The sequence below is a fragment of the Gemmatimonadota bacterium genome, from assembly GCA_022560615.1.
Lineage (GTDB): Bacteria > Gemmatimonadota > Gemmatimonadetes > Longimicrobiales > Gaopeijiaceae > UBA1138.
Genome location: JADFSR010000021.1, coordinates 1 through 23,209 on the forward strand (window position 1 = coordinate 1; position 23,209 = coordinate 23,209).

Sequence of the window (23,209 nt, forward strand, 5' to 3'; positions counted from 1 at the left end):
GTGGGGTCGCGGTCCGGGAAGCGGCCCCGCGGATCCAGCGTGATGGACTCGATCGCGGCGCCGTCGAAGGGCAGCTCTGCCTCGAAAGTCTTGCTGCCCGAGAACCACACGTCGACCGGATAGGTCACGACCAGCGTGCGGTCGTCGACTCGCTCGGCATTCGGCATCGGCGGTGGCGTCCGTCCGTCAGCGTGGAAGCGCACCTGAAGCACGACGGGCGACGGCATCTGACCGTCCTGATGCACAGTGACCGTCGTGCCAGAGCCCGACGACGTGACGTTCTGGATCGATCCGTCCACCGACTCGGTGGTGAAGAGCCAGTAGTACCAGAACCACCCGAGGTCCCGATCGAGTGCCCGGTTCATGAAGAACATGTAGTCCCACGGGGACGGGTGTTTGAAGCGCCAGGCGTGGGCATACTCGCTCATCGCCCGCCACACCTCCTCGTCGCCGACGATACCACCGAGCATGGAAAGCATGAGCGGCGCTTTGGAGTATGCCTGGAACGAGTACATCGGCCCGCCGTAGTTGGCGTTCCACATGAGCGGCGCCTCCCGCTCGTTGCCGCTCACGAAGCCGTACGACTGGCCGGCGCCGTCTAGGACCGGCGGCTCGCCGCGCCGGTGCGCGCTCGAGAGCACGTTCATGTACTGGTTGAAGCCCTCGTCCATGAAGCCGTACCAGGTTTCGTTCGTCCCGACCATCATCGGCCACCACTGGTGTCCGATTTCGTGATCTTCGGCACCCAGAGCAGACCCGATGAACATGGGGTACTCCATGCCTGTGTCCGGCCCGTCCACCATCGTGAGCTGCGGGAACGAATACGGCATCCACAGCTCCGAATAAAACTGGAGCGCGTGCCTCCCCCGAGCGTCGGCGCCTACGTAGCGGCCGGCGTGCCCAGGCAGGTACATCCATTGGAACGGGATCGTCTCCCCACCGGGGATGTCCACGCTCGTCGCCTCCCACACGTATTGGCTGGAGGTCGCCCAAGCGAAGTCGTTCACGTAGTCGGCGACGAAGTGCCACACGAGCCGATCTCCGTCCGCCGTCGCGGTCCCGGGCCCGAAGTCCTCGACCCCCACGATCGTCCGGGTCTCGTCAGAGCCCACGACGTGTGAGAGCCGGTCTCGGGTCTGCTCACTGAGGACATCGTCAGGATTCTGAAGAAGACCCGTCGCGCCGACCACCCAACCGGCCGGCACGTCGATAGACACGTCGAAGCGGCCGAAGTTGTTGTAGAACTCGGAGGAACCCAGGTACGGCTCGGTATCCCACCCCCGCAGGTCATCGTACTTGGCGACCCGCGGATACCACTGCGCGACCTGGAAGAGCGAGTCGCCCCAGGCCCCCATGCGGAGCCCTCGACCGCCTTCCGCTGGCGGGACCCGAAAGCTCCACTCGATTTCGAGCGTCGCCGAAGCCTCCGCGGGAATCGGATCCCTCAAGATGATGAGCGAGGAGGTGGTGTTCAGCCCGGTCACATAGTTCATCTCAAGCTGACGTGGCGGCTGGCCAAGACGTCGCCGGGGCGGGCTGGCGGTGAGGTCGATCGGTTCTCCGTTCAGGGAGATCGAAGAGACGACCGTGCCGTCGGTGAGGTCGTTGAGCGCCCGCGAGCGCACCGCGCTGGGCGAGAAAAGGTTCTGGTCGAGCCGGAGCACGATCGAGTTCAAGGCGTCGGGGCTGTTGTTCGCGATCTCGACGGTCTCGCGGCCGGTCACGGTGCCGCTGGACGGGTCGAGGCGAGCCTCGATCGAGTAGTCGACCTCGAGCTGCCAGTAGTTGGCGCCGGGCGCGCCAGTGGAGTCCCGGGTCCCCGCTTCGAAGGCCCTGCGAATCATGTTCGTCAGAGGGATGTCGTGCCGGATGGACCGCTCGGGCCGGGTCCAGTCGGTGGGGGTCTGCGCCGACAGCGAGGCCGATAAATTCACGCACAGGGCCGGAAGGCAGAGGGCGGTGAGGGCACGCTTCATTGTCGAGGCTCCTTGGGGCAGCACATTCGTTTCCAGCGAAAAGCCTAGATCGGGCGCCCGGAGGCGACAAGGGGACGCGGAACCCCGAGACATGGCATGCCTGTTCTTGTCCGCCTTCGGCTAGGGAACCATCTTCGAACCGATTTGCGCTGTTGGGTGCTGCCGTCCCACCACGGGCTCAGGAGCTTCCCTGATCGACACTATCGGCTGCCGTCGGGACGGCTGCCGTCCGGACTCGGCGGAGCGATGACATCGCTCGACGATTCCGCTGCGGGGAAACTCGGAGGTCCGGCGGTCCGTGAGTTGCTGGCAATCACGCTGATCGTCTCCGCATGCAGTCGACGGAGCGAGCCTGTTCGTGTTCTTCGGTGTGTCCCTGACCATGACCTTGCTCGTCGGCCTTTTCAGCGGGATCGAGCTTCCCCTCCCGATCGACATCGGCAACGACATCGCCGATGGCGGCCGGCTCACGAATCGTGTCCTGGGCTGGGACTACATCGGTGCGCTGGTGGCCGGCGTGTCGCGGCCCACGACCAAGATCTGGAGCACGCGTCGTCCATGGAGCTAGGCTCGTAGCCGTGCTCCTATATGCGCTAACCGTGTTCGTGAGCGCGTTCCTGCTCTTTCAGGTCCAGCCGCTCATCGCGCGTTACATCCTGCCCTGGTTCGGCGGTGGGCCCGCAGTGTGGACTTCGTCCATCTTGTTCTTCCAGGCGATGCTGCTGGCCGGCTACGCCTACGCGCACTTGAGCATCGTACGGCTCAGGCCTCGCGCACAGGTGGGAGTCCACCTCGCGCTCTTGGCGGCGGCGTTGACCCAGCTCCCGATCACGCCATCCGACGCGTGGAAACCGACCGCGGTTGCGCACCCCACGGCGCAGATTCTGCTCCTGCTCACCGCGAGCATCGGGTTGCCTTACCTCGTCCTGTCCTCGACGGCTCCGCTGCTCCAGGCCTGGTTCGCGCGAGCGCTTCCGGATCGCTCTCCCTATCGACTCTATGCGCTCTCCAACCTGGGTTCGCTGCTCGCGCTGGTGAGCTATCCCTTCGTCGTCGAGCCCCTACTGGCGCGGAGCACCCAGACCTTGGTGTGGTCGGCGACGTTCTGCCTTTTCGTGGTGCTCTGTGGCGCATCGGCGCTGCGGGGACTGAGGGCTGTCGGGACAGACGGAGTGGGAGCCGCCGCGCTCCCGGATCCCGACGAGCCGCCTCCAGCGGCAGGGACGCGCGTGCTGTGGCTCGCGCTGTCCGCCTGCGCCGCCGTGCTGTTCCTGGCCGTCACCAATCAGATCACGATGGACGTGGCGGTGGTTCCGTTCCTGTGGGTGCTTCCGCTCGGACTCTATCTACTGACCTTCGTCATCGCCTTCGAGCGCGACGGCTGGTACGTGCGCTCGTGGTTCGTCGCGGCGCTGGCGCCGGCGCTCGCCTGCGCCGTGTGGTTCATGTTCCGGGGACAGGCCGCACCCATCCCCCAACAGCTCTTGGTGTACGCGGTCGTCGTGTTCATCGGATGCATGGTCTGCCACGGCGAGCTCAGTCGCCTCAAGCCGCATCCTCGATACCTGACCGGGTTCTACCTCACCGTTGCGCTTGGCGGGGCCCTGGGCGGCGCTTTCGTGGCACTTTTGGCTCCCGTGCTCTTCAACGACCATCTCGAGCTGCATGTCGCGCTGATGGGCGTCGCCACGCTGGCGCTCGTCACAATGTTCATCGACGAGGAATCGACGTTGGATCTCCGCCGGCACCCGGCGGCTGCCATCCTCCTGACGCTGTCGGTGGCAGGCCTTGCGCTCGCGTTGAACATTCATGCCCGTCGGGCAGGCGAGCTCGCAGTCGTGCGGTCCAGGAGCTTCTACGGCGTCCTCACCGTATACCGTCAGGCCGAGGGCAGGCCCGACGAGACTCTCTCGCTATGGCACGGCAGGACCGCACACGGCATACAGTTCACCAGCCTCGAAGGGCGCCGGCTCGCAACGAGCTTCTACGCGCCCAACAGCGGCGTGGCCCAGGCCTTTCAGCTGCTCACGCCGGACCGAGATCGCCGGATCGGGATCGTCGGAATGGGAGTCGGCACTCTGGCAACCTTCGCGCGGCCGGGGGACTATATTCGGCTCTACGAGATCAACCCGGAGGTCCGGCGTCTGGCGGAAACACTGTTCACCTACTTGAGGGATTCGCCGGCCGAAATCGATGTCGTGATGGGCGACGCACGCCTGTCGATGGAGCGCGACGCCCCGCAGAACTTCGACATACTAGCCTTGGACGCCTTCAGCGGCGACGCAATCCCGTTCCACCTTCTCACGAAGGAAGCGTTCGAGGCCTACGACCGTCATCTCGCGCCGGGTGGCGTCATCGCCATCCTGATCTCTACCTGGCATCTCGACTTCGAGCCCGTCGTGCGACGAGTCGCGGATCACTTGGGGCTGCATGCGATCAGGATCCGCTCGCCGGCCGGCCCGGTGCAGAACTGGGGCTCCGACTGGATGATACTGACGCGTGACCGTGAATGGCTCGACCCGGCCCGCTTCGACCACGTAGTCGCTCCGACCGAGAACACCATGGAGGGTCAGCGCCTCTGGACGGATGACTATACGAGCCTGTATCAACTTCTGAGGAAGTGATTTGAGAACCTCGATACACGCCCAGACAATTTACGTTTTCGCGTTCCTCCTGGGCTTCTGCAGCATAGTATATGAGCTGCTGCTCGGGCAGTCCCTGTCGGCGTTCTTGGGCAACACCGTACTCCGGTTCAGCGTGACCATCGGTCTCTACATGCTGTCGATGGGCATCGGGGCGCTTTTGGCCGAAGGCCGCTGGCTCGAGCACGCGGCTGCCACGCTGCTCAAGGTCGAAATCCTGCTCACGGTGGTGGGCGGATTTTCGGTGATCTTCCTCTTGATCATGAACTCGGTGGGCATTCCGGACACGCTCTTCTCAGTGCTCGCGCACCTGCTCATCGTCCTGATCGGGGTCCTCACAGGCCTCGAGATCCCACTCCTCATCGAGCTACGCGGCCATGAAGTGGAAGGCTGCGAGCGCACGGTGCTCGGCGTCGACTACCTGGGCGCCTTCTGCGGCACGATCGCGTTCGCCTTTGTCTTCTACCCCCGCTTCGGCCTCATCCCCACGACGTTCTTCGTCGGTCTTCTCAACGCTTTTGTGGGCGTCTGCCTCTACACGCAGCGATTCAAGGTGCACGAGGCCGGCCGCCGCAACTATGCCGCTCTCGTGGGGGTGCAGGCCTTTTTCTTCGTGGTTCTCGCGGTGCTCGTCCAGACCGCCAACCGTGTGAACGAGCTGTTCCTCCGCTACTACCTGGCATCGTGAGGCCCGCGTGACGACGAGAACGGACTTTGGTCAGCACTACCTCGTGGACTTCCTGAGATGTGACCCCGTGACGCTGCGATCGGTGGGTCCGACCCGCGAAATCTTCCTGCGGGCGGCCCGGGAGGCGAAAGCTATCGTGGTGGCGGAGGACTTCTATCAGTTCGAGCCCGAGGGGGTGAGCGGCGTGCTCCTCATCGCCGAGTCACATCTGAGCGTGCATACCTGGCCGGAAGACGGGTTCGCGGCCATCGACATCTTCACGTGCGGCGAGGAGATGGACGCGGAGGTGGCGATCGCGGTGCTGACCGTCGCCTTCCGGGCGGAGGAGACCGTCGTGAGGGTGCACACGCGTGGCCAGCTCGGCGAAAGCGAATCCGAGGAGCCCAACGTTGGCTGAGCGACCCGGAGCGGTACGCGCCGTCCTGGCGATCACCATCGTTCTGTCTGCGTGTAGCCTCCTCTACGAGCTGCTCATTGCTCAGACGATGTCGATGATGGCCGGAAACACGGTCGTGTGGTACAGCCTGACCGTGGGCGCTTACCTCGGAGCGTTGGGGCTTGGGGCGGTCGCGGTCAATACGAGAGCAGCGCGGAGCAGCTGGAACATGCTCTTCATCGTCGAGCTCCTTCTGAGCATCGTGGGTGCGTGCGCGGTCCTCGTGATCCAGCTCGCTCACTCTCTCTACCTGTACTTCTACGCGGGTCCGGGCGGCGGCAACATCCTTCTCCTCTTTGGCGTTTCGCTCGCGATGATCCTACTGGTCGGCGTGCTCAGCGGAATCGAGTTGCCGCTCTTGATTCAACTCGGAAAAGACGCCTCCGAGGACGGCAAGATCACGAATCGGGTCCTGGGTTGGGACTACCTGGGAGCCTTGATAGCGGGACTTCTGTTCCCGCTGGCGCTCGTACCCTTCTTCGACCTGGCGGTCATCGGTTTCGGTACGGCGCTGGTGAACCTGTCGGCGGGCGCGTACGTGCTGCACCGTTTTGTGCCCCGCAAACAGCGGTTTCGGGTGAAGACGACGCTTGCCTTGGCGTTGGGGGCGGTGCTGGTCTTCGGGATCTCGCAGGGCGGTCACATCCAGCAGTACTTCCTCAAGCGGTACTACTTCTATATCGACGCGGCCGCGATCGGCTCTCCGTTTGGCTACCTCAGCGAGCTGCCGGACATCGTGCGCGTAAGTTCCCCCTACCAAAAGATCGATCTGGTCCACGACACCTCAGTGTACGAGGGAAGCGTCCTCATCGATGCGTACTCGACGAAGTTCGCCGAAGACCCGTCGCTGCCGAGGGACTGGTTTCTCTTCTTGAACGGGGACTTCCAGCTCAGCTCCGACTACGAGGAGATCTATCACGAGTGGTTCGCGCACGTGCCGATCATCCTGAACGGGAAAGTACCTGAGCGAGTGCTGGTCATGGGCGCGGGCGACGGCATACTGCTCCGGGAGCTCGTGAAGCACGAGGGAATCCGTAGCATCCTGCACGTCGACCTGGACCGGACGCTGGTGGGCTTGGCGAAGGATCACCCCACGTTCACGGCCATGAATCGACGCGCTTTCGATGACCCGAGGATCCAGACGGCGTTCGGAGACGCGTTTCAAGTGATTCGGAAATCTCGGGAAACGTACGACGCGATCTATCTCGATTTCCCGTACGTAATGGACTACAACCTCTCGAAGCTGTACAGCCGGGAGTTCTTCCACTTCGTGAGGGCGCGGTTGGCCGATGGAGGCTTCGCCGTTCTGGACGCTCCAGCGCCGAACATGAGGCTGGATCCGGATCTGGAAGGGAACCTCCGGATCGAGCCTGGCGGCTACCTGGACATCTATCACAGCACCATCCGAAAGGCCGGCTTCGAGTCCATCATACCGTTTCACACCCGGCTCGAGCTCGACAATCCGAGCGCGTACGAGGCCCTCGAGGCATGGCCCGAGACGCCCACCTTCGAGGGCGTAGAACGGGAAGATTTCCGGCAGGCCCTGCGGCGAGAGTGGATGCTCCAGTTCATCGAACAGCACGAGAGCAACTTCGAGCAGGGCTTCATCCTGATGTGGAACGATGACCGCGATCCTACCGTGCACATGTATCGCGACCTCGGCGTCGACCTGAGCGTGCTGAACGAGCGACGGTTCGCGCTGGCGTTCCCGCCTCCGTTCTCCCGGTCGGCGGACATCGATCCGTTCAGAGTGAACTCGATTCTCCGGCCCACACTGCCCCGTCAGCGAATCTTTAGCGTGCGCAGGCCGTTTTGATTCGAGACAGCCCGTTCGCAGCGAAGAAATTGGTGGCTAGGGCCGCACCGTCACCATATCCTTTGGACGAAATAATCTGCCGCGGCGGAGTCCGGGCGAGGACTCTCGCCGACGGTCGATACGCGGGAATGAGGTTTATCGCTCGGACCACGGGTGGCACACGGTTTGCGGATCCTCACGGTGTTTCGTCGATGCGTTGCTGGCAAGAGGTTTCGGATGACCCACGCGGGCTCACCGAGCCATTACCGCGCTGAACGAGGCGGTTTCACGCTGATCGAAGTGATCTTTGCCCTCGTGATCCTCACGGTAGGCATCTTGGCGGTGGCGACCCTCAATACTATCTCGATTTGGCAGACCCGCAGGGGTGACGACCTCACCAACTCGGCGTTCGCCGCCGCGCAGGTTCTGGATGCCGTCTCCGTGCTGCCGTTCGACTCCGTCGCCGTGGGTAACTACGTGGATACCGTGAGCTTCGGCCCAGCCAACTACATCGTGAATTGGACGGTCTCCGACATGTCGGATTCGCTTGCGACGGGAAACAGGGAGATCAAGAGAGTCCTCGTACTGAGCGGCGGAGGATTGACGCAGACGACTGCTGAACAGTACGAGCTGTTCATTTTCAAGCCCGGCGGCTCGTGAGAGCGTCGGGCGGAGCGAACGTGACAGAGATGGACGAACGAGCCGATACTGAGTCGGGCGATGCGAAGGGCTTCACGCTGGTGGAGTTGTTGGTGGCCTTCGTCCTGTTCGCCATCGTCATGGGGTCTACCGTAAGCTTCCTGATGTCGCAGCGAGCACTGTACGACGTGCAGGCCGACCGCATGGCGCTTCAGAGGAACGTCAGGGCAGCGGTGGACCTAGTGGCGAGCGAGCTCCGTTCGATCCCGCCTGGAGGCGTCGTCAAGGGTACGCAGGACTCGGTGGTCGTGCGCTATCCAATCCGGTGGGGCCTCGTATGCGGCCACCTGAACAAGGCTGCGCCGTCGAAGAACCCCAACGACCCGCCCCCGCCCCCGGCACCCGACGCCGAAATCTACATGCCGACCATGACCGATCCGCTCTACTCAGCGGAGAACCAGACTGGCCTCGGTTTCCGCGGCGCGGACAGCGTATGGGTGTTCATCGACGACGTCGGTTCGCCGCAGCCGTGGGAGGACTCGCTCTATGTCGAGAGTACGGTCTTCTGCACCGCGGGCCCCGGCGCCAAGGTGCGTACCGACAAGTTCGACAAGGATGGCAATCTCGTAGAAGCGGGCGATACCTTGAGCCTGCAATACCGCCGGTTCATGGGCTACTACTCGTATGTGGGATCCGAAGCCTATACCGGCGCTCAGGTGATCGCTTACAGTGAAGTAACGTACCGCTTCGGCGCCTCGGTTTTCGAGCCTGGAACCCGTGCGCTCTTCCGGATCACGTCGGCCGGTGAACAGGAGTTGGCCGGTCTCTTCGACACTGATTCCGGGTTCGAGTATGTGCTGGAGAACGGCACCGTGCAGTCTGCGCTTACCAACCAATCTGAGATCGACACCCTCGTGGAGATCCGCATCAAGGCGTTTGCTACCAAGGACAACCCGTCCGGTGGGGATACCAGGACGTTGGACTACGATGCGACGGTGGGGGTGCCGTTGCGTAACCTCGGAGAGGAACAATGAGTACGATCCCAACGCGCCTCGAGCGTGATAGATCCAGTGAGGAGGGGAGCGCGCTGGTGTCAGCGGTCTTGATCCTCATGCTGCTCACAGTCCTCGCTTCGGGCGGCTACTGGGTGTCCCGAGGCGAGATGAGCGCGGCACAGGGGTTCTCCCAGAGCGTCCGCGCCCTGTACATGGCCGAGTCCGGGCTGGCGCTCTACTTCGCGGCAAATCCGACGCCGAACGCGGACTCGATGGTCTTCGAGTTCTACCCGGACCTTTGCGCGGACACGCTCGTCTATACCGACTCAACGGCGGTTGCGGAGTGCTACGCTGACGCAGACGACGAGGAAGAGGACTTGCTTGAGGAGCTCGAGCTCGACCCACCGCCGTCGCAATCGTTCGCGCTCACGAATGCCAACGTCTACGTCACTTCGGACTTCGTGATGAGCAACGGGCAGACACCGATCTATAGGGTGAGGTCAGAGGCGAGGGTGGAGGACGTCGAGGGTGCCGGCTTGCAGACGATTCGCGCCATCGACACTTACGCTGTGCTCGCGCCGCCCTTCGATATCACATCGGTCTTCGCAGCCTCCGGCGGCGTCGACTTCGGAGGAGACGACGGACACTACCACTTCGACAGCAAGGCGAAGCAGGGGAAGAACGGCGGCTGTGGCTCCGAGTTGGTCCTTCCGAACATACAGATTCCGTCCGGTCAGTTCGACCTCCCCCTACCCGACGCTGACTGTCCTGCCGGCGAGAATTGCCCGTATAAGTGGCACATGAAGGGCGACGGTCTGGAGGTCGACAGCACGGCTGCCACGGGCACCGGAATCCTAGCGGGCATGGGTATCGACTGGAGCGACTTCCTCGACAACTCGTACTTTGCCGGCGTCTCGGACGTCATTGCCTTCGACGACTCCGTTGACTTCATGGATTATTTCCAGTCGGCCAATGCCGATACCTTCAAGGGGGCGTCTTCCTGGCCCATAACTCGGTTTACGGGAGACCTCACTACGGACGATCGGGTCAAAGGGTATGGCCTGCTCATCGTGAACGGGGACGTGCTTGTAAGCAACGACAAGCTCGAATGGACGGGCCTCATCCTGGTGGGTGGCACGATCACCACGATCGGTGCCGCACACATCCACGTGAAGGGCGCCGCCGTAGCGGGGTTGGGCTGCACGGAAACGGAGCGTTCTAGCGGGGCCTGCCGGAGTGTGCTCGACGGCGACCACAGCGACATGAAGTACCGGCCGTGCGAGATCAGCCAGGCCTGGAGCCGCCTCAGTCACCTTCAGCCTATGAGTGACCTCTTCCGTGAGGTCAGCCCGGAGAACTGATGGAGCGGAGCTCCGCGTCTTCGGCCGGCAGCGTTGAGGATCCGCGTCCGGAGCCCTCGGAAGCTACGGCTTCGGCCGGAAAGTGGGCGGGTAGTGGCGGACACTTTGGCTGAATCGGCCATCTTGTCTGTATGTGAAGCGGTTCAAGACCGCGCCACTTCTATCTCTTGTGGTTGAAGGTCAACCATTTTCAAGATCGTAGGCGAACCGGCACAGGATCTGCTATGATCCTGGGCGAAAGTCGAGCCGAGCGGGCATCGAATCGAACACCGTGAAAGCAAGAGCATCGACGTGAGCGAGATCCCACAGCGACGCGAGAGCCGGACGAGTTCGGCGGGCTTCTCACTGATCGAGCTCGTTATAGTGCTCACGATCATCGGTGTGATGGTTGGGATCGCGGGCGGCCAGTATACCGAGTACCGGGATCGGACCGTACCGGAGCGAGCCGCGCGCGTCGTGGGCAGCTACGTTACGCTCACCAGATCATACGCCATCCAGCGGCGGACCCCGGTCACGTTGGTCATAGATCCTACGAACCGGAGCATCATGATCCGCAGCGAGACGGACACGCTCCGCATCGTGCCGCTCGGCTTGGGAACCGACTTCGAGCTGAATGGACTCGACTCGAACATCGACGGCGACAGTCTCACCTTCAATGGCCGGGGTTTGTGCAGCGTGTGCGGGGTGGATGGGAACGGCATCACGCTTACAAGTCGCGGGACGACCTACATCGTCACGTTCAACGCGCTCGGGCGGTGGAAGAGAACCAAGGTGGTCGACAGCTAATGGCCTCCCGCGCGGGCGCACACCCGTGGCCTGCGTGACCGACTACCGTCCTAACCGCAGGTTCCCCTTCCACCAGTCGGCCTCGGCCTCGCTCTTCGGCCCCATCTCGCCACGCACGGAGTCGAAGAGCGCGCCGGGATCGTACACCTTCCCCGACCGGATCACATAAATCGCGTTGCGCGTGTCCGTGATCGTGGTCAGCGGGTCCCCTCGAACGATGAGCAGGTCGGCGTACTTGCCCGCCTCCACCGTGCCGAGTCGAGCGTCCACGCCGAAGGCGCGCGCGGAATTGATCGTGCCGAAGCGTAGTGCGGCCGCGTTCGGAATCCCTGCGAGCACGAAGGCGTGCAGCTCACGGTGCACGCCAAAGCCGCTCCACCACTCCCCCCAGCTGGGGTGGTCGGTACCGAGCGAGATGTTGTCGCCACCGCCGGCATCGAAGAAGAGCTTGATGGTCCGACGCTTCATGTGATAGATGCGCTCGAACTGGTCGACTGGGGCGCGGGGTAGGCGCGCTTCTACTTCGGCCCGCGCGTAGGGCGTAAGGAAGCCCCGCTCGTCTTCCCAATAGTCGTAGACCTCGGCCTCCTTGCCGGCGTAGTAGTCATACGCTGTGAGCGTGGCATCGAAGTAGGCGCCCTGCTCCACGAACAACCTGGCCTGCGCTTCGAGCTGCGCGCGCGTCGTCGGGTCATCGAGGTCGAACGCTTCGAGCGACGCATATGCCGACTGACTGCCCAGGAACGCGTCCCCACCCATGAAGTGCTCGATGCGATCGATACCCATCAGGATCGCGTCGCGTGGATTCACGCTGTTGCGGACCCCCGAGTCGAGGTGGCCGGTGACCGTGATGCCGTGCTCGTGTCCGACCTCGATCAGGACCTGAAGCTGAGCGGGCCGGATACCCTTGGCCTTGAAGCCACGCACGCCGTTCAGAGCCCAGTACGTGGCTTCCTTCCGAATCGAGTCGAGGGTCATCGCCTCGTGACTCCACCCGGGTCGAGCGGAACCCCAGTACGGCCCGGAGCTGTAGATTCGAGGCCCTGGAATCTCGCCCGACGCCACCCGCTCACGACCCCTGCGCGCCTCGGCCGGATCGACCTCGCCCGCCGGGAACGTCGACGTCACGCCGTTGGCCAGGAAGAGCACCGGGTTCACCGTGTACTCGTCGACGCGACCCTCTGCGAACAGATCCACGGCGTAGTGCGCGTGGAGGTCGAAGAGGCCCGGCATGATGAAAGAATCATCCCCGAGCGTGATCGCGTCGGCCCCGCTCCCCGTAGGATCGATCTCACCGACCCGCAAGATCGTGCCGTTCCGAACGAGGATGCCGGGATTGGGGCGTGACGCGTCGCTCGTGCCGTCCCAGAGCACTCCGCCCAGGAGGACGAGGTCGCCTTCTTGGGGCAGGATCTGGGCACCCGCGTGGGGCACCATCAGGAGCGTCATGGCGATGCCGAGAAGGGTCCGACGCATGGGTGTTTCAGTGTGGAGGCTGCGGTGAATGCCGCTAAGGCTTACCATTTGGAGTATACCCGAACCCGAGGCACCATGCCGTATTACGAATACCACTGCGAAACGAACAAGCAGACGATCGAAGTGCGCCACGGAATGGACGAGCGCCTCGAGAGCTGGGGTGAGCTGGCCGAACGCGCCGGCGTGGACGCCGGGACTACGCCGGCCGATACTCCTGTCGACAAGCTGATCAGCGCTCCCGTACCGCTCGCCGGGTCCAACCAGGACACCAGTTTCCAGGGCTGCGGCTCTGGCTGCGCCTGCGTGCCGCAGGCGTAGCTGCCCTCCCCTCTACCCGGCTTGTGGCGACGGGCCGCTATAGCTGCTTCGCCCATCTGTTACACGTAAGGATTGAACTCGTGCGTGTAGGTCCGGTTGTCAGTTCGGGGCCATTGACACGTCTCCCGAACGCGTGTTTCGCGACACGTCCTGGGCATTATGGTGTCGACAACGACACGTCGAGAAAACGTGTTGCCAATTACCAGTTTTGACGACATGTGGTATCCGGCATGGTTTCGCGGGGCGACATCGGAGCCGAAGCACCCGCGGAGGCTTTCTTGGCCGATCTAAGACTCGGGCCGCATCATCGGCTATTGGGGCTTGGCGCTTGGAGAAACACCTCACGAGTTCGAGGTAGAGGGGCGTACGCTCTATACGTGGTGCGCGTGGGACACGCTCTTCCTTCCGGAGCTGATCGGGAAGGACGCGACCGTGCGGTCACGGTCAGCAGTCACGGGTGAACTGATCACTCTGGAGGTGACTGCCGATGGGGCGACCTCGCCGAGCCCGGATGTCGTCGTGTCGTTCGTCGATCCGGAGGTGTGCGACGTCGAGGGCAACCAGATCATCTCGTCTTTCTGCCATCACATCCTGTTCCTGTCGTCGCGAGAGGAAGGGGAGGCGTGGGTGACCGAACAGGGAGACGGCACCTACCTGCTGTCGCTGCAGGAGGCGTTCGAGCTCGGCCGTACGTGCAACGCGCTTCGGTACGGAAGTGCCCTGGCCAGCGAGAGCACGGCCACAGCGTTCCTTGCCGCCAATTGCTCGGCTCCGTAGTGTCGGTCTTCCCGTCCGCGGGCCAAGATTGAGGCCTTGCCCACGAACGTGTGGAGTCGGTGGACGGCAGATGTAGAGGTGCAGGCATGTATGGAATTGATCAACCCGCTCGCTTCACCCGTCGTGAAGCGATCCAGCTGCTCGGCGGCGCGGCCGGCCTCGGAATGGTGGCCGGCTGTGTGGATTCCGGCGACCAGGCTGCGGCGCCCGCCGCGATCATCCGGACCGTACTGGGCGACATCAGTCCCGATGCCATCATCGGGGTGACGCTGTTCCATGAGCACTTGTCGATCCGAATGTCCGATCGGCCCGCCGCGACCGACGACGTCGACTACGTCGTCCGCGAGATCCGGACGGCAGCCGAAGAAGGCGTCGGCTGCATCGTCGATGGCGGGCACTCGGACCTACGGAGGGACCTCGACGCGCTGCTTCGAGTGGCCGACGAGACCGACGTGCACGTCGTGGCGTCCGGCGGCTACTACATGGAGCGGTTCTATCCGCCCGAGATCGCGACGAAGAGCGAGGATCAGATCGCGGAGGACCTGACCGCCGAGGCCGACCGTGATCGGCTCGGCGCGTTCGGTGAGATCGGCCAGAGCTCGAACGCCTCGGAGATGACCCCGAACGAGCTGAAAGTGTTTCGCGCGGTCGGCAAAGCCCACGTCGCCACGGGACTCCCGGTCTTCACCCACAACGCCTACGGCACCGGCGAGAACGTGAGACCGGACGCCGGCCTCACACAGCTCGACGTCCTCGAATCGATGGGCGTCAGCCCAGGCCACATCGCGATCGGGCACGCATGCTGTCTCGACGACCCCTCGGCGAGCGTGCTGATCGAGATCGCCGAGCGCGGCGCGTTTGTCGGCTTCGACCGGGTGACCGGAGGGCGGGTCGACGACCCGCAGAAGGTCGAGACCATCATGGCGTTCCTGGAAGCCGGGCACGCCGACAAGCTGCTGATCTCGTCCGATTTCACGGGCCGTCGGTCCGAAGCGCGCCCGGGGTACGGCAACTCGATCACGGTCTTCGCCCCGCTGCTGCGTGAGGCGGGGATCGACGAGGACGTGGTGTGGGCGATCCAGCGCGATAACCCGCGCCGCTTTCTGGCCTTCGTGCCTCGCACAGGCTGATACTGTCCGGGGCCAAGAAGTGCGGCCGGAGCCGCACCGAGGCGTGAGGATCGTCGTCGTCGGTGCTGGCGGCCTGGGCAGCTACGTCGGAGCGCTGCTCGCGCGGGCCGACCACCACGTGACCTTGGTGGCTCGCGGCGAACACCTCTCGGCGATCCGCCGCAGCGGTCTCCACGTGCACACGGTGGCCGGCGACTTCGACGTACAGCCCGAGTGCGCCGCTTCGGCGCTCGAGCTGCCGGGTGCCGACCTTACGTTCGTGACCGTGAAGGCCTTCTCGCTCGATGACGTCGCGGACCAGGTCGCGCATCTCGCACGAGCCGGCTCGATCGTCGTGCCTCTCCTGAACGGAGTCACCGCCGGTGAGAGACTGGTGGAGCGCGGAGTGGCAAGTGACCGGCTGGTGGAAGGCATCGCCTACATGACGGCTTTTGTGACGGAGCCCGGACGCGTCGAGCGCAGGGCGGAACATCACCGCCTGGTAGTAGGATCGTCGACCGGGAGCGACCCGGCCGCGATCAGCTTGATCGCGGAGGCTTTCCACGGCACCGGGGTCGAGATCGTGGCCTCGGAGGATATCGCCGCCGAGCTGTGGATGAAGATGGCTGTCGTGTGCGCACTGTGTGTACTCTGTGGGCTGACCGGGAAGTCGATGGGCCCGATCCGGACGCACCGACTCGGGGCCGACCTGCAGAAGCGGGCGATCGCCGAGGTCACGTCCGTGGCGCGCGCACGAGCTGTCGAGCTACCTCGAGATGCCGAGCTGACGGTCGGCGCAGCGCTGGACGCATTCCCTCCGGACTTCGTTCCCAGCGTGATCCACGACCTGCGCAGCGGCCGACCGACGGAAATGGAGGAGCTGGGCGGAGCGATTGTCCGCTTGGCGCGCGAAACAGGTGTCGACGTGCCCCTACACGAAGCCGCGACCTGTGCGGTTCAGCTCGCGGAGCCGGAGTCGGCCCGGTAGTCCTTTCCGATCCTGAACGAAGGCGCCATCTTAGTTCAGCTTGTGCGATAAACTGAATCAAGAGGAAAGGCTCGTTCAGGATGCGCGGAACACTCGTCACCAAGGTCTGGGAGTGGGACCCCACGCTCTACGCGCCGCCGAGGTACCGGAAGGCCTGTAAGTACGAGGCGTTCATCCCCGATGCGTTGACCGGTTTCGAGTTCGAAGTGACCTCCGGGGTCGCTGGTGTCGTGTCTGACGCGGAGCAGGCGATCATGACCCTCAACGCGAGCGCTCGGCCCGCCCTCGCGCCCATGGCCCGCCTGCTGCTCCGCACGGAATCGATCGCATCATCGAAGGTGGAGGGTATGCAGGTAGGGATACGTCAACTCGCCCGTGCCGAGTCGAAGCTCGAGACCGGAGGGAAGGCCTCGTCCACGATCTTAGAAGTACTTGGGAACATCGATGCCATGCAGCTGGCGGTTGATGAAGCGGCTACCGTCGAGCAGATCGGTGTCGAACACCTTACAGAGATCCATGGCAAGCTGATGGCCAATTCCCCCAATTCGCGGGTCGCAGGCGTCGTCCGCAGGGATCAGAACTGGATCGGCGGGAATGACTACAATCCCTGCGGCGCCGACTTCGTCCCGCCGCCGGCGGAGCACGTCGATTCCTTGCTCCGTGATCTTTGTGAGGCCACTGGGGACGACTCGCTTCCTCCCCTCGTTCAGGCCGCAATGGTTCATGCGCAATTCGAGACAATCCATCCGTTCGATGACGGGAACGGGCGCACCGGCCGTGCGCTCATCCACGTAGTGCTCCGTCGCCGCGGCATCGCGACCTCATACGTCCCTCCCATCAGCGTCGTTCTGGCAACACAACGAGAACGCTATATCCGAGGCCTGGCCGGATTCAGATCTGGCGAGGTCGGTGCGTGGATTGAACAGTTCGCCGCTGCGGCGGCGCGTGCGGCGAGACTGGCAGCTGACTACCTCGAGGCGGTGACCGAGCTGATGGATGAGTGGCGCTGCCAGCTAGCCGAAGGCCCAGCGCCGAGGTCCGACGCCGCCGCGTGGGCAGTGATCGACGTCTTACCCGCGCATCCCGTCATCACCGCACCGGTTGCCGCTGCCGTGACGGGGCGATCCAAAGCCGCGATCCACCAAGCCATTCGGCAACTCACGGACTGTGGCGTTCTAGTGGCGCTCTCCGAGTCCAAGCGTAATCGCTCATGGGAGGCGGTTGGCCTTCTGGATCTCCTAGAGAGTCTGGAATCGGGCAGGGCACCCGACAGAGTTTGACGGCCCGGGGACGAGCGCTTGTGTCCTCTTGGGCTTGATTGTGCAGATTGGCCCGCGACAGTCTGGGAAGACGACACTGTGCCGAGCCACGTTTCCGGACCTGCCCTACGTCTCGTTGGAACCGCTCGACGTCCGGGACTTCGCGGTCCACGACCCGAGAGGCTTCCTGAGCGAGTACGAGGACGGCGCTGTCATCGACGAGGTGCAGCGGGCTCCGGCACTCTTCTCGTATCTCCAGGAGGCCGTGGACGCGGATCCTACACCGGGGCGGTTCATCCTCACCGGCTCGCAGCACTTTGGGCTGACCGACGCGATCACCCAGTCGCTCGCAGGCCGAGTTGGGCAACTCCACCTGCTCCCGTTGAGCCTAGACGAGGTGCGCCGCTTTCCGTCCCGGCCATCAGATCTTTGGGATACGCTTTTCACGGGGGGGATACCCGCGGATCCACGATCGCAGCCTGGTGCCATCGCAGTGGCTGGGGGACTATGCGACTACCTATGTGCAGAGGGACGTTCGACAGGTCCTGAACGTCACCGACCTGGAATCGTTCGCCACGTCCCTGAGGCTGCTCGCCGCGCGCACCGGCCAGACGGTCAACCTTTCGAGCCTCGGTGCCGACGCAGGCGTGACACACAATACCGCGCGCTCCTGGATCTCAGTCCTCGAAGCGAGCTTCGTCGTCTTCCGAACGCCGCGATGGCAGCGCAATCTCCGGAAGCGAGCGGTGAAGGCTCCGAAGCTCCACTTCGTGGATTCCGGCCTCGCATGCTGGCTGCTGGGCATCCGAGAGCCGGAGCAGATTCGACTCCATCCGCTGCGCGGAGCGATCTTCGAGAGTTGGGTCGCGTCGGAGATTCTCAAGGCCCGGTCGCACGCAGCCAAGCCCGCTGATCTCTTTCATCTGCGCGAAGACCGCGGCGCCGAGGTGGACTTGATCGTCGAAGCGGGCAACACCGTCCGCGCGGTCGAAGCCAAGTCCGGGGCAACGGTGGCGGAAGACTTCCTCGAGCGGCTGATCGCGTTCGGCGACGCCTTGCGGGAGCGGCATCAGCACCTGCAGGCGGAGCTGTCTCTGGTACACGGGGGGACGCAGCGTGGGCGTCGCAACGATGTGCGTCTCATCCCGTGGCAGGAGATTCAAGACTTCGAGTGGTGAGAGCCGTACTTGCCCACACTCCAACCCTCGATAGACTTCCGCCCCATGTCTGACCGCACCTCGTTCGAAGTCATCGTGCTCGGAGGCGGTCCCGCCGGCACCGCGGCGGCCACGCTGCTTGCCCGCCGGAGCCACGAGGTGGTGCTCGTCCGTCCCGCTTCCCATCCGGCCGGGAAGCTCGCCGAATCGATTCCGCCGTCCGCGCGGCGACTGCTCTCCGAGCTGGAGGTGCTCGAGGCTGTGGAGGCGGCCGGCTTCTATGCGAACACCGGCAACACCGTGTGGTGGGCGGACGCCGACGCGCGCGGCGAGCGATTCGGGACTAAAGAGCCCGGTTTCCACGTGGACCGAGTCGGCCTCGAGCGCGTACTGGTCGCGGCCGCGGAATCGTGCGGCGTCCGCCTGCTGCTCGGCATGCTGGCCCGCGCGGCGGTGCAGAGCGAGGACGGATGGAGTGTCACTTGTGAGGGCGCCAACGGCGAAACCCTCGAGCTGCGCGCCCCGTGGCTCATCGACGCCACGGGTCGGCACGGGCTGCTCGCCCGCGACGTGCGCGAGCCGGACCGTTCCACGACCACGCTGGCGTTGCTCCGCAGATTCCGGCGCCCGGGAGGCTGGGGGGATGAAGTGCTCGGCCAGACGCTCATCGAGAGCTACGAGGACGGATGGGGATGGTCGGTGCCGCTCTCGTCCGAGACCCGATGCGTGACCGCGATGATCGATCAGCGCCACGCGGAGCTGTCGGGCGTCGATGTCGGCGCGATGCTGGAGACGGAGCTGGCCAAGACGCGGCATCTCGGCGCGTTGCTCGAGGGCGCGACTCCGGAGGACGAGGGCTGGGCGTGCCCGGCGTCGCTCTACTGCGCGTCCCAGTATGCACGGCCGGGTCTCGTCCTCGCCGGCGACGCGGGGTCTTGCATCGACCCCCTCTCCTCGTACGGAGTGAAGAAGGCGCTGGCGTCGGGATGGCTCGCGGGGGTCACGGCGCACACGGCGCTCATCGACCCGCCGATGACGGAGGTCGCTGTCGACTTCTTCGACACCCGTGAACGCGAGGTCTACCGGAGCTACCGTCGGCGCGCCGCCGAATTCTTCGAGGAAGCGGCTGCCGCATACGGACATATATACTGGGCGACGCGCGCCCAAGCCGCGCGTACCGCCGGCGGAGAGAGAGACGGCCTCGACGTCGATCGGCTCGAGGCCCTCGACGGACCGCCGGTGTCGGAGCAAGACGTGCGCACGGCCTTCGAGCGAATCCGCGCCCGGGAGTCACTCGGTGCGGTCCGCGGCTCGACGGTTCGGCCGATCGAGAGAGCTGCGATCGCCCACCAGAGGATCGTGCTCGAACAGCACTTGGCAACCGACCAGCACCCAGAGGGCATCCGCTTCCTGAGGAGCGTGGATCTGCGCACGATGAGCGAACTGGCGCCTGAGCACGACCAGGTCCCCGAGCTGTGGAGCGCCTACAACGGAGTCGAAGCACCCGTGCCGCTCCCGGACTTTTTGACCGCGCTCGCCACTGCGTTCGCCGCAGGTCTGCTCGAGCATCGGAAGGATTGATGCGCGCAACCCTGGCGGATCGTCGGTCAGCCTCCCAGGATGATCGGGTCACCGTTCCCAAACACCCCACCCGCCTGATGGTGTCTGCCAAACGCATCGCTCTTGCAGTCGCTGGCCTAGCGGTCTCTCTCGCATGGACTGCCTCACCGGCGTTCGCGCAGGAAGACGAAGACGAAGAGGGGTATGCGATCACGAGCCAAGTCGTAATCGAGAGCTGCCAACGGTGTCATGCCGTCCACGACGAGGGGCGCATGACCCGGATCTCGTATCTACGCAAGACGCCCGAAGGCTGGCAGACGTCGATCCGCAGGATGGTGGCGCTGCACGACGTAGGGCTGACGCCCACAGCGGCGCGGGAGATCGTGCGCTACCTCTCGGACCGGCAGGGCATCGCTCCCGAAGAGTTGCGCCCTGCCCTCTTCGAGGTGGAGCGACGCCTGACCGACCACGATTACGAGGGTGACTCGGGCGTCGAGTTCACGTGCATCCAATGTCATTCCATGGGGCGCGTGATGACGCAACGCCGCACGAAGGACGAGTGGGGACTGCTGATCGCGACGCACCGCGCACTCTATCCGCTGGTGGACCGCTTTCAGTTCAGGCGCCGCGGCCCAGCCCCGACCGAGCCAGGTCCGGATGGACGTCCGCCGGACGGACGCCACCCGATGGACAGGGCGATCGATCACCTCTCGAGCGTCTATCCGCTCGAGACCACGGAGTGGTCCGCGTGGTCTGCGACGATGCGTCCGCCCCGACTGGCGGGCACATGGGCGCTCTCCGGCTACGAGCCTGGCAAGGGCCCGATCTACGGAACGGTGACCATCTCGGCGAACCCGGACGACGACGCGGCCTTCACGACAACGGCGTCCTACATGTACGCCGAAAGCGGTGACGCCGTGGAGCGCTCCGGGCAGGCGTTGGTCTACACCGGATACCAGTGGCGCGGGCGCTCGAACCCGGGCGCGGACTCGGAGCTGCGCGAGGTCATGTTCGTGGAACGGGATCAGCGCGAGATGTCGGGCCGCTGGTTCACGGGCGCGTACGATGAGATCGGCCCGGACGTGAAGCTGCGGCGTGTGGGCGGTGAAGCGATCATTACCGGGGTATACCCGAAGGCGGTGGCGCGCGGGGAGCCGGTCGAGGTTCGTGTATTCGGCGGGGGGCTGACCGCCGGATCTGTAGCGGGCCTCGATTTCGGCTCTGGCGTCACCGTCGTCTCCGTGAGTGGCCCGAATGACGGCGCGTTGCGCGTGAGCCTCACCGTCGCGGACGACGCCCAGATCGGCGCGCGCGATCTCTTCGCCTTCGGTGCATTTCTCGAGGGCGCGCTCGTCGTTCATGACGGCGTGGACCGCATCGCGGTGACCCCGGAGACGGGCATGGCCCGAGTGGGCGGAGGCAACTTCCCGAAGGGATACCAGACCTATGAGGCGATCGGCTTCGACGACGGACCGGACGGCGAGCCCGAGACCGACGACGACCTGAACCTCGGTCGCGTAGACGTGTCCTGGTCCGTGGAAGAATACGCCGCGACGTTCGGAGACGACGACGTCGCTTTCATCGGCTCGATGGGCCAGGACGGGACGTTCGTTCCGGCGATCGACGGGCCGAATCCCGACCGTGTGGGCAGTCGTAACAACGTCGGCGACGCGTGGGTGATCGCGACCCATAGGACGACGGAGGGAGCAGAGTTGCGCGCTCGTGCGCACCTGCTGGTGACAGTTCCGCTCTACATGCGCTTTGAACCTTGGAAGGAGGTCTCCCGATGAACCCACCCGTGACGACCGCGTCGGAAACCATCGCGCTGCGCGAATTCCACGCCTTCGAGGCGCACGGTGCTCGCTTCCTCTACATGGTGCCGTCCGCGGGCATCTTCCGGATGGATGGTCCGTCGGTAGCGATCCTCGACGCGCTCGAGGGCGGACCACGAGGCGCCGAGTCGCTGATCGAAGAGCTCTCGAGCGACTACTCGATCGAGCAAATCGTGGAGACGATCGAGGAGCTCACCGAGATCCGAGCGATCGGAGACGTGGACGCGCCCAAGCAGCAAGTACCGAACGACCTACCGCCGGCCGGCTTCCCGCTCACGACGATAGTCCTCAACGTGACCAACAAGTGCAACTTGGCGTGCACCTACTGCTACGAGTACGGCGAGGACAAGATCGTCGATACCAAGTACGGTGACGCACCCAAGTTCATGAGCGAGCGGACGGCCGAAGAGAGCGTCGAGTTCCTGCTCAAGGAGTCGCGCGGCCAGGAGGTCGCGCACCTGACGTTCTTCGGGGGAGAAACGCTGCTCAACTTCCCGGTGCTGCAGAAGACCGTCGCCTACGCGCGCCGGCGCGCAGCGGAGGAAGGCAAGCGCATCGAGTTCTCTCTGACGACCAACGCCACGCTGCTCCGCCCCGAAATCATCGAGTGGCTCGCCGACAACCAGATCGGCGTGACGATCTCGATCGACGGCCCGAAGGAGGTGCAGGACGGGCTACGCGTCTTCCACAACGGCAAGGGCACGTACGATGTGATACAGCCGAAGATCAAAGAGCTCCTGCGCGTACACCGGAGCCGGCCGATCGGAGCGCGGGTCACGCTCACGCAGAAGAACATGGACGTGCTCGAGATCTTCCGTCATCTCACGGAGGACATGGGCTTCTGGGAGGTCGGTCTCGCACCGGTGACTTCCCAGGACGAGCGGGACTATGCGATCACGCCCGAAGGCAAGGATTCGATGCTCGGCCAATTCGAGATCCTCGCCCAGGAGTGGCTCCAGTGCGCGCTCCGTGACGAGCACCACGGCTTTTCGAACGTGAAGGATACGCTCGAGGAGATCCACAAGGGCGTGAGCAAGGCGTACGGATGTGGCGCGGGGCTCGGCTTGATGGGGGTGTCGACCGACGGCAACGTCGCGCTGTGCCACCGCTTCGCGGGCTCACCCGAGCACACCATCGGCTCGGTCACCGAAGGCATCGATCGCGATGTGCAGAACAAGTTCTTGCGAGACCACCACATCGCCTCGAAGACCGACTGTCACACTTGCTGGGCACGTCCGATCTGCTCAGGCGGATGTTATCACGAAGCTCACGTTCAGTACGGTGAGTCGACGCACCCGAACCTGCACTACTGCACCTGGGTTCGTAGCTGGACGCACATGTGCCTGGAGATCTACGGAGCGTTGGCCGAGAAGAACCCGAAGTTCCTGGAGCGTTTCGATGCATAGAAGGGTGAT

The 23,209-nt window shown here is 64.3% G+C and carries 19 protein-coding genes and 1 pseudogene; 18 read left to right on the forward strand and 2 right to left on the reverse strand.

Features of this window, described 5'->3' with window-relative positions; genetic code table 11:
• The coding region (locus tag IIB36_12655) for a M1 family metallopeptidase (protein ID MCH7532591.1) at window positions 1–1,976 on the reverse strand (1,976 nt) is incomplete at its 3' end.
• 358 nt (window positions 1,977–2,334) lie between these two features.
• On the opposite strand from IIB36_12655, the gene IIB36_12660 reads away from it, so the two are divergent.
• The 9 genes from IIB36_12660 to IIB36_12700 all read left to right on the forward strand — a co-directional run bounded on the left by IIB36_12660 (window position 2,335) and on the right by IIB36_12700 (window position 11,318).
• The gene (locus IIB36_12660; GenBank protein ID MCH7532592.1) at window positions 2,335–2,544 is read left to right on the forward strand and encodes a hypothetical protein; all 210 of its coding nucleotides are present in this window, start codon (window positions 2,335–2,337) and stop codon (window positions 2,542–2,544) included.
• Between the two features lie 10 nt (window positions 2,545–2,554).
• Window positions 2,555–4,600: a fused MFS/spermidine synthase gene (locus IIB36_12665; GenBank protein MCH7532593.1), complete on the forward strand. Its 2,046-nt coding sequence runs from the start codon at window positions 2,555–2,557 to the stop codon at window positions 4,598–4,600.
• A 1-nt stretch (window position 4,601) separates the two neighbouring features.
• Window positions 4,602–5,306 carry a hypothetical protein gene (locus IIB36_12670; protein MCH7532594.1) on the forward strand — a complete coding sequence of 235 codons (705 nt, stop codon included), beginning with the start codon at window positions 4,602–4,604 and terminating at the stop codon, window positions 5,304–5,306.
• A gap of 7 nt (window positions 5,307–5,313) precedes the next feature.
• On the forward strand, window positions 5,314–5,703 hold the full coding sequence (gene speD / locus IIB36_12675) for an adenosylmethionine decarboxylase (protein MCH7532595.1): 390 nt from the start codon (window positions 5,314–5,316) through the stop codon (window positions 5,701–5,703).
• Complete coding sequence (locus IIB36_12680; GenBank protein ID MCH7532596.1) at window positions 5,696–7,558, forward strand: hypothetical protein; 1,863 nt, start codon at window positions 5,696–5,698, stop codon at window positions 7,556–7,558. The genes speD and IIB36_12680 overlap by 8 nt, the downstream gene beginning before the upstream one ends.
• Window positions 7,559–7,774: 216 nt before the next feature.
• The gene (locus tag IIB36_12685; GenBank protein MCH7532597.1) at window positions 7,775–8,197 is read left to right on the forward strand and encodes a prepilin-type N-terminal cleavage/methylation domain-containing protein; all 423 of its coding nucleotides are present in this window, start codon (window positions 7,775–7,777) and stop codon (window positions 8,195–8,197) included.
• Window positions 8,198–8,217: 20 nt separating this feature from the next.
• On the forward strand, window positions 8,218–9,210 hold the full coding sequence (locus IIB36_12690) for a prepilin-type N-terminal cleavage/methylation domain-containing protein (protein ID MCH7532598.1): 993 nt from the start codon (window positions 8,218–8,220) through the stop codon (window positions 9,208–9,210).
• On the forward strand, window positions 9,207–10,532 hold the full coding sequence (locus tag IIB36_12695; protein ID MCH7532599.1) for a pilus assembly PilX N-terminal domain-containing protein: 1,326 nt from the start codon (window positions 9,207–9,209) through the stop codon (window positions 10,530–10,532). Before IIB36_12690 ends, IIB36_12695 begins: the two co-directional genes overlap by 4 nt.
• A 291-nt stretch (window positions 10,533–10,823) precedes the next feature.
• Entirely contained in the window at window positions 10,824–11,318 is a 495-nt protein-coding gene (locus tag IIB36_12700; protein MCH7532600.1) for a prepilin-type N-terminal cleavage/methylation domain-containing protein, read from the forward strand.
• A gap of 42 nt (window positions 11,319–11,360) precedes the next feature.
• Here the strand turns inward: IIB36_12700 and IIB36_12705 are convergent, their stop codons facing one another.
• Window positions 11,361–12,794: an amidohydrolase family protein gene (locus IIB36_12705; GenBank protein ID MCH7532601.1), complete on the reverse strand. Its 1,434-nt coding sequence runs from the start codon at window positions 12,792–12,794 to the stop codon at window positions 11,361–11,363.
• 75 nt (window positions 12,795–12,869) lie between these two features.
• Between IIB36_12705 and IIB36_12710 the strand changes: the two genes are divergently transcribed.
• The 9 genes and pseudogenes from IIB36_12710 (at window position 12,870) to peaB (ending at window position 23,200) form a co-directional block, all read left to right on the forward strand.
• The gene (locus IIB36_12710) at window positions 12,870–13,112 is read left to right on the forward strand and encodes a zinc ribbon domain-containing protein (protein ID MCH7532602.1); all 243 of its coding nucleotides are present in this window, start codon (window positions 12,870–12,872) and stop codon (window positions 13,110–13,112) included.
• 303 nt (window positions 13,113–13,415) lie between these two features.
• Window positions 13,416–13,889 carry a hypothetical protein gene (locus IIB36_12715; GenBank protein MCH7532603.1) on the forward strand — a complete coding sequence of 158 codons (474 nt, stop codon included), beginning with the start codon at window positions 13,416–13,418 and terminating at the stop codon, window positions 13,887–13,889.
• 86 nt (window positions 13,890–13,975) lie between these two features.
• The gene (locus tag IIB36_12720) at window positions 13,976–15,019 is read left to right on the forward strand and encodes a hypothetical protein (protein ID MCH7532604.1); all 1,044 of its coding nucleotides are present in this window, start codon (window positions 13,976–13,978) and stop codon (window positions 15,017–15,019) included.
• A 43-nt stretch (window positions 15,020–15,062) separates the two neighbouring features.
• Window positions 15,063–15,986, forward strand: coding sequence for a ketopantoate reductase family protein (locus tag IIB36_12725; protein ID MCH7532605.1), 924 nt, complete (start codon window positions 15,063–15,065; stop codon window positions 15,984–15,986).
• An 80-nt stretch (window positions 15,987–16,066) separates the two neighbouring features.
• Window positions 16,067–17,266 carry a Fic family protein gene (locus IIB36_12730; GenBank protein MCH7532606.1) on the forward strand — a complete coding sequence of 400 codons (1,200 nt, stop codon included), beginning with the start codon at window positions 16,067–16,069 and terminating at the stop codon, window positions 17,264–17,266.
• Window positions 17,267–17,294: 28 nt separating this feature from the next.
• Window positions 17,295–18,423, forward strand: a pseudogene (locus IIB36_12735) (ATP-binding protein).
• Between the two features lie 45 nt (window positions 18,424–18,468).
• Window positions 18,469–19,983, forward strand: a complete 1,515-nt coding sequence (locus IIB36_12740) for a tryptophan 7-halogenase (GenBank protein ID MCH7532607.1) — start codon at window positions 18,469–18,471, stop codon at window positions 19,981–19,983.
• Entirely contained in the window at window positions 19,983–21,752 is a 1,770-nt protein-coding gene (gene peaA, locus IIB36_12745; protein MCH7532608.1) for a quinohemoprotein amine dehydrogenase subunit alpha, read from the forward strand. The genes IIB36_12740 and peaA overlap by 1 nt, the downstream gene beginning before the upstream one ends.
• On the forward strand, window positions 21,749–23,200 hold the full coding sequence (gene peaB, locus IIB36_12750) for a quinohemoprotein amine dehydrogenase maturation protein (GenBank protein MCH7532609.1): 1,452 nt from the start codon (window positions 21,749–21,751) through the stop codon (window positions 23,198–23,200). Before peaA ends, peaB begins: the two co-directional genes overlap by 4 nt.
• Window positions 23,201–23,209 lie beyond the last annotated feature (9 nt).